Source organism: Paenibacillus sp. FSL H8-0315 (assembly GCF_038005365.1).
Lineage (GTDB): Bacteria > Bacillota > Bacilli > Paenibacillales > Paenibacillaceae > Paenibacillus_AQ > Paenibacillus_AQ odorifer.
Genome location: NZ_JBBOTA010000001.1, coordinates 4,403,413 through 4,418,119, shown reverse-complemented (window position 1 = coordinate 4,418,119; position 14,707 = coordinate 4,403,413). Strand labels below are relative to the sequence as shown.

The following is a 14,707-nucleotide window of genomic DNA, read 5'->3' as shown; positions in this document are numbered from 1 at the left end:
ACATTATTAATAAGCATCTTTTGAACCGAGTAACATCAGTCCGGTTTTAGCAATGATTTTTAGATCCAGCATGGTGCTCCGAATATGGATGTAGGTTAAGTCCAGCTGTACCATTTCGTCGAAGCCGACACTGTTTCGGGCATTTACTTGCCAATATCCGGTACAACCTGGAGTAACCGTCAAACGCTGTTTGTCATAATCCGTATACTGAGCCACCTCTTCTGGCAGCGGAGGACGAGGACCGACCAGACTCATTTGACCTATCAGCACATTCCACAGCTGAGGTAGCTCATCGATGCTCGTCTTGCGCAGGAATCTCCCTATTTGTGTGATCCGCGGATCGTTCTTAATCTTGAACATGGCACCGCTCACTTCGTTATAGGCCATCAGGTTTTCTTTTAACTCCTCAGCGTTACTGACCATGGATCTGAACTTATACATCGGGAATTGCTTTTCATTCTTCCCAACCCGGTTTTGCCGAAAGAACACCTTTCCTTTCGGATCCTCCAGCTTGATCAGAATCGCCACGACAACAAATAATGGCATTAACACGAGAAGACCAAGAGCGGAAAAAAAGATATCGATCATCCGTTTCATTATCAAATAGGACTCTGCTTCTTTCCTTCTCTCATCGGTATGCAGCATGTAAAGTTTCGGCAGGACCGCCTCGTAGTCTTCCGGCAGTTTTTGCATGCTCATCCTCCTCATCTAAAATTTTGCGAACTCAACTTAACTACTCAAGCTGGTTTGTCCCATTTTATTCAGCCATTCCGCCATTGCATCCATCACCGGATAGCGCAAATCTTCGCTTTGCAGTGCAAATTCAAGTGTTGTCAAAATATATCCAAGCCGCTCGCCGACATCATATCTTGTTCCGTCAAAATTATAGGCATATACCCGTTCGCTCTGATTCAACTTCTGAATGGCATCTGTCAACTGGATCTCTCCGCCAGCGCCTTCTTCCATCAAATCGAGATACTTAAAGATCTTCGGCGTAAACACATACCGGCCCATGATCGCAAGATTGGAAGGTGCCGTACCTAGTGGCGGCTTCTCTACAAAATTGTTAACCCGATACAATTTACCGTCCTGCAAATCCGGTTCAATAATACCGTAACGATTCGTGAATTCATCAGGAATCTCTTGAACTCCGATAACCGAGTTTTGTGTTTCTTCATATTGATCGATCAGCTGCTTAAGGCAAGGTACGGCTCCTGTGACGATATCATCGCCTAACATGACACCGAATGGCTCATCTCCGATAAACCGTCTTGCACACCATACGGCATGCCCCAGACCCTTCGGTTCTTTCTGGCGGATATAGTGAATTTCTACCTTAGCTGAACGTTGAACCTCTTTAAGCAGATCCAGCTTTCCATCTTCCAGAAGCCTAGACTCCAGCTCAAACGCATTGTCAAAATGATCCTCAATGGCTCTTTTACCTTTACCAGTAACAATGATGATATCTTCAATACCGGAAGCAATAGCCTCCTCAACAATGTATTGAATGGTTGGTTTATTGATAATCGGAAGCATTTCTTTAGGCATGGCTTTCGTTGCAGGAAGAAAGCGCGTACCTAGTCCTGCCGCGGGTATGATTACTTTTTTTACCTTTTTCATCGCACTTTACCTCCTAAAAGTTTTGTGAGCATTAGCTTCAATGATTTGACTTCGTACAAAACTCACTTCGAAAGCATAAACTTAAGTTTTGTGAGCATTAGCTTCAATGATTTGACTTCGAGCTAAACTTACTTCGAAAGCATAAACAGTTACTTCGCCTGGTTCATGGCAATTCCGATTAGATTAGAGCCGGTCTGTTCAAGCAGCGTCTTCGCTTTGCGAATCGATTCCCGTTTGGACTTTCCGTATCTGGCCACCAGAATCACGCCGTCCGCTTGAGGTGCCAATATACGAGCATCACTGAAATCGACTGCCGAAGGAGAATCCAGCAGGATCAGATCGTAGTTTTCTTTTAGTTCCTCAAGCAAAGCGGTCATTTTGGGGTTCCCCAGCAAATCCGGCGGACTAACATGAGTTTTTCCTGCCGGGATGACTGAAAGATTGGCTAAGTTTCCGAGGACTGCGATGTTATCTGCTTCCTCTTGCCCACTTAAATAAGCCGCAAGCCCGTCACTCCCCTCTACTTCAAACACGGTGTGAAGACCGGGATGTCTCAGATTGCAGTCAACCACCGCTACCTTCTTGCCGTCCTGGACGAAAGAAACCGCGAGATTCGACAAGATTGTCGTCTTGCCTGCCCCAGCTTCTGCTGATGTAAAGAGCAGCACTTTTCCTCCGCCGCCCTGCGCTAGTTCAAGCTGACGTATATATGTGCGCAGTGATCGGAACGATTCGGAGATATGCGAGGATGGATTAACGTCTGTAACCAGACTCTTATTTAGCCGCAACATAAGCACCCTCCTTCACTCTGGTGTCGCCTGCCGCCTTACCCAAATCACGTTTGCGAATGGTTGCGATCGAAGCAATTACCGGTAGACCAAGGTCATATTCCGCTTCCTTTTCAGACCTTAATGTGCCGTTAAGTGTTTCCATCAGCAAAATAATTCCTAAGGCAGCCATAAGGGATACAACAAAGCTAATGATGAGATTCATCGCAAACCCGCCGTTCGAGGGCCCTGGAACATCAGTCGGATCGGCCGGTGTCAGCAAGGTAACATTGTCTACCCTCATCAGCGACGGCAATTCACGAATGAATGTCTGCGATACCGCATTTACGATCCCGGCAGCTTTGGTGTAGCTTTCATCCTGAACATTGAGGTTGATCACCTGACTCTTCTCTGAAGTTTTAATCTCAAGCTTCTGACTTAGTTCATCGGCCGTGAGACCAAACTCCGGGTGATTTTCTATTACGCTTTTCATGATGGTTGGTGATTTCATAATTTCCTTGTAACTCTCAATTAAATTCAGGCTAAAGCTCAAATCGTTAAGATTGTTGCTCTCGGGAGCTTTGGCAATGTTGTTGACAAGCAGCTGTCCGGAAGCGGAATAGACGGGTTCAACGAAGTTTTTGCTAACATAGTAAGTCGTAGCACAGGAGATCAAAACGAACACCATGATGAGCCAAAACCTTTTTTTAATCAGGTTAATGTAATCCAGAATCGTCTTTTCCACAGTAACCCTCCTTCCGCTAAAATTACATTCTGAAAGCATTCATGAAAGTTTCAGTTGTTGCTTTAATTCTATCAATCCACACCATTCGCCACATGGCTCATACCATCACTTTCCTCTTCACTTTGGAGTAAGACGTTATACCTCTTAAGAGGGGGATTAGGTATACTTTAGTGCCATATATAGGGCTAATTTAAGTTTTAACGCACAAAAAAACACGGACAACCTGTCCGTGTTCATGTACAATGCTTACGAATTATTTCAATTTTCACTCGTATGACATTTCATATTTGGTTAATCCGACAGCATTTGCATAAAGCGCTGCCTGTGTACGATCAGCCACCTGTAATTTTGCTAAAATCTGACTGACATGCTTTTTCACCGTAAATTCGCTAATGAAAAGACGTGAAGCAATTTCTCTGTTGCATGCGCCCTGCCCCAGCTCGATCAGGACTTCCTTTTCTTTGGGTGTCAATTCATCCGTTGGGCTGCTTCCACTCATGCGCATTTTATCTTCCATCAGACCAGGATCGTAATACTTTCTTCCCTTGTGCACCAATTGGATAGCAAACAGTAACTCCTCAGGCAACGCCTCTTTCAGTACATATCCATCTACCAGTACTTCTTCAGCCTTCAGGAAATCCTCTCTGCTCGCAGATGACGTCAACAAAATGAACTTACTAACGATACCACGAGCACGTGCTGTCTTAATGACATCCAATCCCGATTCATCTGCTAGCTTAAGATCAATCAATACGAGATCAGGCTGCGTCTCCTCAATCACAAGAAGCGCTTCTTGGCCATTCGTTGCCTCACCTGCAAACTGCACATTCGGCTGCATTGAAATGACAGATGCCAGTCCTCTTCTAACTAAAGGATGATCATCTACAATGACGATTTTCACAGAAACGACCTCCCGCCTAAAGTTTATGCATTCTTTAATTCAGCTACACCGACAGGAATCGAAATCATAATTCTTGTTCCTGTGCTCTCATTACTGGACAACTGAAAGTCGCCTCCGAGCGACTGGGTCAAATATTGCATATTCTTCATGCCAAGTCCGCTTACACTATCTTCAGATTCAATCCATAACAAATCAGTATCAAAACCAACACCATTATCACAAATCAATAATCGAATCCAAGTCGGCTTTAGAGACAGTTCTACATCCACTCGACTGGCAGCACCATGCCTGATGGCATTACCAGTGGCTTCGGAGATAATCCGAAAAAGCGCTTTGTGGTAAGGATAAGGGAGACTGAAATCATCGCCCGTTATTTTTAAATCAATATCAACATCATTTAACCTGGATAAGCTCTTCAAATGTGATCTTACCATGCCCAACCAAGTAGGACCGCCACTCTTCTTGGAGCTAAGACTGTAGATCGTGATCCGCAGTTCTTTAGCAACCTTTGTAGCAGAATCATGAATAAGCTCAATTTGTTCTTCTAGCTCATGATCTGACATTCTCTTCCACGATTCCTTCAGCGAATGCGTCGCATACACAATACCAAAAAGGCTCTGCGATACACTGTCGTGCATTTCATCCGCAATCCGGTTCTGTTCGTTCGTGATGATCAACCGGTTCTCGATCACACCAAGCTCATGTCTTTCAAGAATATTCGCACTTAGCTCAGATAAGAATATCAATTGTTGAATATACCATCTGCGGCCTTCCAGCCCCTCTGTAGACTCCAGCTTGAGTCCAATCATCCCTACAAAACGGGTGCTCATCCGTACAGGCATCAGCAGGAAATCTCCTAATCCCGGCAGATTTCTAAAAATAGGCTCTCGCTGCAATCTCCATTCATGCTCATGTTTTCCCAGTTCTGAGAATAGGAACTGTTCCTCTTCCTGCTGCCAGCCGGTCTGCCTGCTCTGCGGAGCTGGTTCTCCGCTTTTCTTGGCGAACCAAAACAAAGCCTTATCCAGCTTCGTTAGCTTAACAACATAATCGGTGATCACTTGACCGATATTCATGAAATCATGTTGGCTTGAGGTTTCCACGATATGGTACAGGGATTTGATATGCTCCATCGTCTCTTTCGTGCGAGCATTCGATTCTTCACGTTGCCGCTTCATCCGATTAACGATCTGCATTATTATAACCGTAAGTACCAGTGTTAGAAACAGATTCCCATTTATAAATACAATTTCCAGAAAATTTCTGTTCGCAGAATTGATAAAAAAATAACAGAGCACCGCAAAAATACTGATGTAGCTTAAGAGCAACGACCATCCAAAATAAATGGACAATGAGCCTGCAGCAATCAATACAGGATTTAGCACATAAAGCCTAAAAGAGCTTTCGTACCCACCCGTAAACAAGGTCAATGCGATAATTCCCACCATCTCTATACTAACAGCCAGGACGAGAGTCTTCGGCCTGCTGCGTAGCCTTCGATAACAAAATGAGAACGTTTGTGCAAACATAACAAGTATAGCAATAATAAGTGATTTATAAATTATGGAAGGTCCCGTCTGATCTAGAAGATACATGAGTGATGTGAGGGACAATGAAAAATACCTGTAATACGCAATCAGTTTGTCTTCTGCAGTTGGTTTGATTTTCATCCCACCACCCTATTCTCCAGTTTTTTGGAAAATGTAAGATTGTACTGTGCTCGATAAAAGCATCATACATGAGAAAAATCACAATAACAAGTTGACATTTCCCATGTTTGCGCTTCCATTTGAAAAATAGTTACAAAAAATTTATTATTTTTTTAGTAGGTTTTATCACTAAAATTTGGAATTTTATCCACTATAGTTAATAAGAACTAACGTATTTATGTAATATTAATCCATAATTTTCAACATATCTTATAAAACGACAACAATTATACAAATTATAACAATTGCTGTTGGGACTCTAGTAGGATGATGTCGATTTAAATGTTATTCCGGCAAAGCTGGGGTGCGATCCCCATATATTTTTTAAATAAACGAGAAAAATAGAACGGATCATTATAATGAAGCATACTAGAAATTTCCTTAATTTGTAATGATGTGTTGAAAAGCAACTTTTTGGCTTCCGCCATTTTTAGACGGTGAATATATTCATGAAGCGGGTATCCACTGCTGCGCCGAACAAGACGACGAAGCGTAGACATCGAAACATGATGTTTTGCCGCTATTTGTTCTAGGTCCATTTCACCATAAATGCATAAGTTCAGGTCTTCCCGAATCTGACGCATATAATCAGCCTGAGAATTCCAACTTTTTTCTTCTATTATAAAAGAACACTCCAGCAGCATTCTTTCGAGCAATAATGCTGCCCGATCCGCATCTACAGGTTCTCCGCTCTCCATCCGTTCCAGCACTTCTTCAAATAAGGTAGTAAGACCTACTATAGATTGGGCTTGAAAAACATTTCCCCCCGCTATGAGGCCCGATTCCAGCCATTCCGATACACGCGTGCCATTAAAGTTAATATAATACTCATCCCAGCTGCCTCCCGGTGGTGGACCAAAGTTATAACTGTAACCTGGGCGGAAAAAGTATAAGCTGCCTTCACGCACCTGCTGCTCTTTTCCCCCAATCTCCATGTAGGAGCCACTACCTGACACTATGTAAACAATGGCCCAGTGCTCAAAAACTACACCTGAACGGAATAACGTTCTTCCTGGCAGATGTCCTGCCTGTCCCACCCTTATATTCTTGAGCTTCAGCTTGGAGGATTCAACCTTGGGATCAATAATTCTTATTGGATATGGACTGATCATATAATCCATGTGCTTGGACATTATAGGCATTCCTCCCCTTGTTTAGTAGTGATAAGGTTATTGTGAAGATGATCATATTCTACATGAATAAGAGGTGTCCACGCTATGCTTAATCATTCTACACTACTGCTTTTCCCTAATCCGCGTGAAATCACATTGTCACAAGGCTCCTTCCATTTCCCAACAAGCGGAAGCATCGTGCTTCCTAATATGGAAGAACAATCTGCCATGCCAGCTGCACGAAAACTACAGGAAGTAATTGCACAAGCATTGAATCTGCAGCTGACTTTATCCATTGGCTTACGTCCAACCGTTGTATCTGTCTGTAACTTTAACTATGTGCCATTATTGTCTGCACAGGCCTATGAGATTGTTGTCGAACAGAAGGGTATCGTTGTCTCCTATAGCTCTCCTGTAGGCGCTTTCTACGCAGCAGCAACCCTGAAACAAATCATAGAACAAAGTGGAAAATCTATACCTCAGCTGCATATTCGCGATGAACCTGATTTTGGAGCCAGAGGCCTGCTCATAGATATCAGCCGCAATAAAATCCCGAAGCAAGAAACCTTGTACCGGATCATTGACCTTATGGCTGATTTGAAGATGAATGAACTTCAGCTATATATAGAAGGTGCTCCGTTCGCTTATGAATCCTTCCCTCAAGTCTGGGAGCTTGAAACCCCAATTACCGGAGAGGAAATCCTGCTTCTGGATGCCTATTGCAAAGCACGTTATATAGAGCTTGTTCCCAATCAGAATAGCTTTGGGCATATGGAGGGCTGGCTTTCTCGTCCAGAATTCAACGCTTTAGCTGAAATTCCCGAAGGCTTTATGCTTCCGAAGAATTTGTATGCGCAGGACGTTTATCCAGAAGGCTTATTTATGCACCCTGGTACTTTTGATACCGAAGATCCTGCTGTACTACCTCTGCTAGACAAAATGTTTGACGATCTGCTGCCCTACTTTAGCTCCAATCAGTTTAATGTAGGCTGCGATGAGACCTATGAACTCGGCCTTGGTAAAAACAAAGCTCTGGCTGAAACACAAGGCAAAGGTCAACTCTATTTATCATTCCTGCAAAAAATTTATGAATTGGTTACAAAACGTGGCAAAACGATGCAATTCTGGGGCGATATCATTATCCAGCATCCCGAACTGATTCCTCAGCTTCCTAAGGATATTATTGCTATGGAATGGGGTTATAGCGCGGAGCATCCCTTCGAGTCCGATACGCTCAAATTCCGTGAAGCAGGTATTCCTTTTTATGTCTGCCCAGGCACCAGCTCATGGAACTCCATTACAGGACGCACGGACAATATGTTAGCCAATCTGCGCAGTGCAGCTATTCATGGCAAAAACAACGGCGCTATCGGTTATCTCATTACCGATTGGGGAGATTTTGGACACTGGCAGCATCTGCCGGTCAGCTATGCCGGCTTCGCCTACGGCGCAGCCCTATCCTGGAGTGTAGATCATAATCTGGAAGCAGATACTGCACAGTATTTAAATAGATTTATTTTTGCAGATCGTTCTGAGGGAATTGGCCAGCTGCTCCTGGATCTCGGCAATTACTATCAGCTTGAATCCAGTATCAACCGTTCGAATGATGCAGAAATGTCCCTGCTGCTGCGTACCCATCTGGACAATTTCCTAATCATAGAGAAGCTTACTGAGGAACACTTCAATCATCTCGAAGAATATCTGCTCTCCATTGAGGCGCGGCTATCGGGGCTAGATCTTCAATGCGAGGATGCTGCTCTTGTGCTGAAAGAATTGAGTAATGGCATCCATTTCGTGAAGCATGCTGTGCAGCTTGGCAGAATCAAGCTACAGTTGACATCAGCACCAGATTCGCTTGATCCTGCGCTGATTACGAAGCAAATCAATGATCTTGATATACTCCTTCACCAATATCGTCTCTTGTGGACGGAACGCAACCGGCTCGGCGGCTTGGAGCAAAGTATCTCGAAACTTCAACGCCTGCGTAGTCAATATGAAGCATTAAAATCGGAGCTCTCCGCATCCGTAAGTTCCTAATCCCTCTTATTAATATTCACTATATAGCTGCTGTTGGGTAATCGAACGTTGAACTAACGTTTTCGGTTCGCCCAGCGCAGCTCTTCATATTGATTCTCAAGCATCTCCCGCTCACGTTGCTCGTGTTGTTCCCTGCCAATTCCCTCCTGCTGGCTTTCCTGATCCTCATAGATTCGCCATAGGTCAGAGAACAGATAGTCTTTAATTTCTACCACTTTTCCCTGCAGGATTCCGTTTATCCAAAAAAGTCCCGTGGAGGTACGCATAACCATGCGGCCATCCGGTGTTTCCGCCTTTTGGCCCATTCGAATCGCCATAAGCATTTGGCCGAAAGTATACCATTCCATATTTGCTAATACCTCCTAAATTTTAGTTGTAATGGAATAAAGAGAAAGCTATAATCAGGGCAAAAGAACCATTTTCGTAAAAATTTCATAGGAGGATTGTTATGGATTGGCTAAATGACTACGAAGATGAACTGCGCTTGGTATTCCAAGAAAGCAGACGGATTATTTCCGAATTTCCAGAACCTCTAAATCAACAAGGCATGTCCTATCTTGAGCATTTTAACGTATTTAACGCTGAAAGCCACAAAAACTACATATGTTATCTTTTACCCTTTTGGCTGCAGAAGGGATGCGGAATCTCTACAGAGGTTACTCGCCAGATGTCGATGGGCAACGTCTTTTTTATGTTGTATTTCTTCATACAGGATGACCTGATGGACAGCCAAGAATCCTCCGCATACGAAAAATTACCCTTGGCAAATTTGCTTTATGTCGAATTTTTAAATATCTACCGGATACTATTTCCGGAGCCATCCGCTTTCTGGATCTTATTTAATCGTTATATCATGGAGTGGGCAGATAGTGTTAGCAACGAAAATACCAGTGACTATTTTCTTAATGATCGGGTCAAAATTGCCTATAAAGCCAGTCCGCTCAAGCTATCCAGCACTGCTGCCCTTCTGATGTCTGGAAAGAGTGATTTAGTGCCGCAAGCTGAAGAGCTTATCCATTCGGTTTTGCTTACACTGCAAATGCTGGATGACTATGAGGACTGGAAAGAAGATTTATCCGCGGGCAACTATAATTGTCTTCTCTCCCTAACTCGCAAACATCTGCCAAACAGCAGTGCAGCTAAACTCACTACGCAAGAGGTCGAATTTTATCTATTCACTGCAAATGGTCTACATACCTATACGCAATTAGCACACGACACACATAACAAAGTTACAGTTTCCGACCTTGATGCCCCTCATCTTATTGCGTTCCATTCCATGCTAGTAAGTAACTTACAGCAGATCTCTGATTCCATCGAAGCGGACAAGCAGCTCTTGCTAAACGGAGGATTATATCATTGGTTGTCAAAAAATGTCCATTAATTCTATTATTTTGTAATAAAAAGAATAGTATTAGTAGTTTTGCTATGTTATATTATTAAAGGTAAATATATACAATTTGGGAAGGGTGATTATTATGTCAGAAGCAATTCTTAGAAATCAAGTCATTCAAAAGGCATGGGAAGATCCAAGTTTCAAGAAAAGACTACTCTCAGACCCAAAAGCGGCTCTCCAAGAAGCATTAGGCGTAATCATTCCCGACAGCGTTACCTTGAAAGCCGTTGAAGAAGGCTCCAACGAATTCTATCTTGTAATTCCACCAAGTCCTACATCCGATGTATTGAAGGCAACCGCAGCACCACGCGGTTCGTGGTAAGACAACAAGATTAACCCCCTAAGGAGTGAGAATCATCCGGAGCTTCTGCCAATGGCAGTATGGTGATGGATTCGGTTCCCACTCCTTTTTTGCTTGTAAATTTCACTTTACCTTGCATAGCTTCGATGATGCGGAAAGTGACCATTAATCCTAGACCTGTCCCTTTATTCTTTTTAGTGAAATAAGGCTCTCCCAATCGGTGCAGGACATCCGCGTCCATCCCTTCCCCGTTGTCTTTGATATGAATAATTACGTTCTCCTCTTCCGCATACACCGACATATAGATAAATCCTTCGTCCCGGAAAGATTCAATGCTATTTTTGATAATGTTGATGAAGGCTTGCTTAAACTTCGAGGAATTCCCCTTCACCCATAATTCGCCCGATACATCGAGAATCATTTTTCCTCCATTTAAATGACAAAGCGGCTGCATAATACTCTCAATATGCTTAAATTCATTATACAAATTCAGACTGGAAATCGTCTCAAATTCCGGTTTTGCGAAGGTTAAGAAATCCGTAATGATCCCGGAAGCACGATCCAGCTCACTAAGGGCCATCGACATAAATATTTCCTCTTCACCAACGGATTTCTCGCTAAGCAGCTGAAGGAAACCCCTAGTTACCTGGAGTGGATTCCGCACTTCATGAGCAACAGATGCAGCAAGCTCGCTAATAATTTCCATTTTTTCTGAACGCTGCAATTCGTTGTTAAAACGCTCTAATTCTTTAGAATAGTTAACAACCTGTTGATGGCTATAGGCTAGTCTTCGCTCCAGAATTACGATCAAGGAGATTATGAAGGCAACAATGCCCCACTTCCACAAGAATAAATCATAGTTCCCCTTATGAATGTAATACCACAGTAACTCTGACACTACAGTAAATGCAGCCGTTCCAAAGCCAATGGCAAAAATGATAGCGTCCCTATTCCCTTTAAGCGAAAATATAATCACACATACGATCAGCAAGATGAACTGAAGGATGAGGATGAACCCGATAATAGTGGTGGATACAAAATAATAAAACTCAATATAGCTATTATTCGATAGAAAATTGATCAAAAGACATAGCAAACAAAATGAGGAGTAAATGACTTGAAATTGACGAAAACGACGAACGATCGCATATTTTCCACTGCCAAATATTTTTTCAAATAAAAGAGTAAGCGCCGGTAAAAGTGAGAATAAAGCCAAATCAAGAAATACATTACTAATCGCGCCTAAATCGCTGTAAAAGGTATAAATAAAAGGAGAATAGGTTATCGAAAGAATTCCGGTTGAACCTATTACAACGGCTAGTGAAGCCACACTGGAAAAATAGTCCCTATTAATGTATAGAGAGCTTATAAATAGAACGATAGCCACAAGAAAAAAAGCACAGCCCAAAATCACATCGCTGAGTCCATTTTTAATATAATCATTGATTAACAGGTTGTGTTCACCGATCACTACTTCATTTTTAATTCCGATTCTATCCTGCAGCGTTTCAGTCCAAATGTATAATGTTTTCCCACTATCGCTTTGACTCAAAGGCAACAACAAAGAATAGTTATCCTTAATATAATTACGATCTTCCTCGAAGATCAAACGGTCGTTCACATACACCTTCACATGAAGAGCATATAGAGTATCAATGTAGATTGAAGGGGAGATATAACTAAAGTTAGGTATGGAAATACGAGTCCAAGAAGTGGATACGCCTGATGGCAGATGTGGGATTTCCTTCGTAGCATTCACATTTATCCAATACTGCTGGTCATTATTCTGTGGAACCTCTACGCCGCTGTTTTCGGTTCCATCGCCCCATCTCATCTGCCAACTGGTAATTTCTTGGGATGGATATGGGGTCGCTGCTGATACAACAATTGAACTATATCCTATCAGAAGGAGAGTAAGAGCTATTGCTATATGTAGGACTTTAATCATCAAGCGCATATATGCACCTCAGAAGTAAGTATCAGAAACAATATTCTGTCTGTACTACTTCGCTCAGCCCCTCACTCTTTCCTTCTAAAAAACGGAATTATCATAAATTACTTCTAAATTCTTCTAAGTTCTGGTATTTTTACTATAATTTCAGTCCCTTCCCCTTTCTCACTGCGAAACTCAGTGCATCCCTCCATCGCCTCAATAATCCGAAAGGTTACCATCAGTCCAAGCCCCGTTCCTTTGGTCTTATTGGAGTAATAAGGTTCCCCTAACCGAGCCAGCTCATTCCGGTTCATCCCTTCCCCATTATCATGAACACTGATTATTATATGTTTTCCAGACTTCCAGGCTGTGACTTTAATCAGCCCATTGTCCTTTAAAGCTTCAATACTATTTTTGAGAATGTTGATAAACGCTTGCTTGAACTTGGCAGATGATCCAGTAACGTAAAGTCCTGGCTGCAGATTAAGTTCAATGACGCCCCCTTGCAGATTCGCTAACGGAGAAAGAATACCCGTCACATGCCTCAACTCTTCGGACACATCAAGCTGCTCTACGGTTTCAAGTCCTGGTTTAGCGAAGGTTAGGAAGTCTGTAATAATGAGCGTAGCTCGATCCAGTTCTGTCACTGCCATTTGCAGATATTCCCGCTCCTTTTGATCTGAACGCTCCCCAAGAATCTGCAGAAACCCCCGGGTAACCTGCAATGGATTCCGTACTTCATGGGCAACCGAAGCTGCCAGCTCACTAATAATCTCCATCTTCTCCGAGCGCTGCAAATCATTATTGAACTTCTCAAGCTGATGGGAATATTCAATAAGCTGTTCATGGTTTCGAGTAAACCTTCTTCCCAGAATGACGATTAAGGCAATTACGAAAATCACCATTCCCCATTTCCACCAATATAATTGATAGGATTGCCCCGATGCATAGAACATGACCAGTTCACTAAGAGACATGAAAGCAAATATTGAGAACCCTGAAGTAAAAATAACAGCATCTACATTGCCACGGTTCACGTGTATAAACGCTAAGCTGATCAAAAGTATAATTTGCACAATCATAAGGATACCTAGCACACTCGTAGTCATCAATCTATAAAAGTCATCCACCTGATAGGACAAAAGAATATTAATAACCATTAGGGAAAAACAAAATACAGAATAGACAATTTGAAACTTACGGAATCGTGTAACGATTCTCTTTTTCCCTGGACCAAATATTTTCTCAAAATAAAATGTAAAGGATGGCAAAAGCGTATATAAAGCTACATCAAAGAAAACAAGTACGATCTCTCCATAATCGCCGAGGATTGTCGGCAGGAACGATGAATACGTTACCACTAAGACGCCAATGGATAAAATAATCAGCACCAATAGATATCCGCCTGAAAAATAGCCTTTTCTCATGAATAGCGAGCAGATCAGCAGTACAATCGCAATAAAAATAAGCGTCGTTCCAATGATCAGATCCATTAAGCCCTGCTTTACATAAACAGATAACAGCTCATCGTATTGGCCTACTCTTATTTCGCCGTGAATCCCTAAGTCTTTGCTGCCACCATGGGTCCATAAATATAGCTGTTGTCCTCCAACACTTTTGGACAGAGGAATGAAAACCTTACTGCCATTGAAATTAAAATCTTTTCCGGAATCATATATTAATTCGTTATTTAAATAAGCCTTAACATTATTTCCATATACTTTATCTATGAATAACGCAGATTTATCACTAATTTGTGGTAAAGTAAACCGCAGCCAGGCTGAGGTTGCTCCACTTGGAGTCTCTGGGCTTTTCCCATGAGGCATAACACGAGTCCATTCTTCATCAAGAGCTGCCACAGCTTCTTCAATATGATCTATTTCTATACGTTCAAATTTAATCTCCCAATTGGGCAGCGTAGAGTCTGATGATTCAGCACTCACTATCGCCGTACCAAAAGGAACCATAGCGGTCAGCAGTAGAATTAATAAAAAAGCAGCCGCTATATTGAGCTTTGGCAACTTCATCGTAGCACCTCAGTAATTCATTAGTTGTTTAAACGTTCATATATGCTTCTTAATTTCGACAAGCTTCGCACTATCCCTGCCTATTCTTGTAAATTTTCTCGAAAAAGAACGTTTTTCATCGGCTTTTGCTTTCACCCATTTTTTACTAATCCAATATAG

Annotated in this window: 13 protein-coding genes; 3 read left to right on the top strand and 10 right to left on the bottom strand. The window is 42.4% G+C overall.

Annotated features, from left to right (window positions below; translation table 11 throughout):
• Positions 1–6: 6 nt before the first annotated feature.
• From MHB56_RS19145 to MHB56_RS19115, 7 genes are all read right to left on the bottom strand, one after another.
• Positions 7–699, bottom strand: coding sequence for a sugar transferase (locus MHB56_RS19145; RefSeq protein ID WP_076129267.1), 693 nt, complete (start codon positions 697–699; stop codon positions 7–9).
• Positions 700–729: 30 nt separating this feature from the next.
• Positions 730–1,620 (bottom strand): UTP--glucose-1-phosphate uridylyltransferase GalU, encoded by an 891-nt coding sequence (gene galU, locus MHB56_RS19140; protein WP_042185171.1) that lies wholly within the window; start codon positions 1,618–1,620, stop codon positions 730–732.
• A gap of 149 nt (positions 1,621–1,769) precedes the next feature.
• The gene (locus MHB56_RS19135; protein WP_076129268.1) at positions 1,770–2,411 is read right to left on the bottom strand and encodes a CpsD/CapB family tyrosine-protein kinase; all 642 of its coding nucleotides are present in this window, start codon (positions 2,409–2,411) and stop codon (positions 1,770–1,772) included.
• Entirely contained in the window at positions 2,395–3,132 is a 738-nt protein-coding gene (locus MHB56_RS19130; protein ID WP_076129269.1) for a YveK family protein, read from the bottom strand. Before MHB56_RS19130 ends, MHB56_RS19135 begins: the two co-directional genes overlap by 17 nt.
• Before the next feature lie 265 nt (positions 3,133–3,397).
• Complete coding sequence (locus MHB56_RS19125; RefSeq protein ID WP_036676623.1) at positions 3,398–4,033, bottom strand: response regulator; 636 nt, start codon at positions 4,031–4,033, stop codon at positions 3,398–3,400.
• 23 nt (positions 4,034–4,056) lie between these two features.
• Positions 4,057–5,703: a sensor histidine kinase gene (locus tag MHB56_RS19120; protein WP_076137153.1), complete on the bottom strand. Its 1,647-nt coding sequence runs from the start codon at positions 5,701–5,703 to the stop codon at positions 4,057–4,059.
• A 317-nt stretch (positions 5,704–6,020) separates the two neighbouring features.
• On the bottom strand, positions 6,021–6,875 hold the full coding sequence (locus MHB56_RS19115; RefSeq protein WP_038568894.1) for a helix-turn-helix transcriptional regulator: 855 nt from the start codon (positions 6,873–6,875) through the stop codon (positions 6,021–6,023).
• Between the two features lie 84 nt (positions 6,876–6,959).
• Here MHB56_RS19115 and MHB56_RS19110 point away from each other — a divergent pair, with 84 nt between their 5' ends.
• Positions 6,960–8,891 carry a glycoside hydrolase family 20 zincin-like fold domain-containing protein gene (locus MHB56_RS19110; protein ID WP_076194184.1) on the top strand — a complete coding sequence of 644 codons (1,932 nt, stop codon included), beginning with the start codon at positions 6,960–6,962 and terminating at the stop codon, positions 8,889–8,891.
• A 53-nt stretch (positions 8,892–8,944) separates the two neighbouring features.
• Here MHB56_RS19110 and MHB56_RS19105 read toward each other — a convergent pair whose 3' ends face one another.
• Entirely contained in the window at positions 8,945–9,238 is a 294-nt protein-coding gene (locus tag MHB56_RS19105) for a hypothetical protein (protein WP_076129272.1), read from the bottom strand.
• A gap of 101 nt (positions 9,239–9,339) precedes the next feature.
• On the opposite strand from MHB56_RS19105, the gene MHB56_RS19100 reads away from it, so the two are divergent.
• Together MHB56_RS19100 and MHB56_RS19095 are read left to right on the top strand one after the other, a co-directional pair.
• The gene (locus tag MHB56_RS19100; protein WP_248547920.1) at positions 9,340–10,275 is read left to right on the top strand and encodes a hypothetical protein; all 936 of its coding nucleotides are present in this window, start codon (positions 9,340–9,342) and stop codon (positions 10,273–10,275) included.
• Between the two features lie 94 nt (positions 10,276–10,369).
• On the top strand, positions 10,370–10,609 hold the full coding sequence (locus tag MHB56_RS19095) for an NHLP leader peptide family RiPP precursor (protein WP_170914256.1): 240 nt from the start codon (positions 10,370–10,372) through the stop codon (positions 10,607–10,609).
• 10 nt (positions 10,610–10,619) lie between these two features.
• Here the strand turns inward: MHB56_RS19095 and MHB56_RS19090 are convergent, their stop codons facing one another.
• On the bottom strand, positions 10,620–12,536 hold the full coding sequence (locus MHB56_RS19090) for a sensor histidine kinase (RefSeq protein WP_256721819.1): 1,917 nt from the start codon (positions 12,534–12,536) through the stop codon (positions 10,620–10,622).
• Between the two features lie 113 nt (positions 12,537–12,649).
• Positions 12,650–14,548 (bottom strand): ATP-binding protein, encoded by a 1,899-nt coding sequence (locus MHB56_RS19085; RefSeq protein WP_341143883.1) that lies wholly within the window; start codon positions 14,546–14,548, stop codon positions 12,650–12,652.
• Between the last annotated feature and the right edge of the window lie 159 nt (positions 14,549–14,707).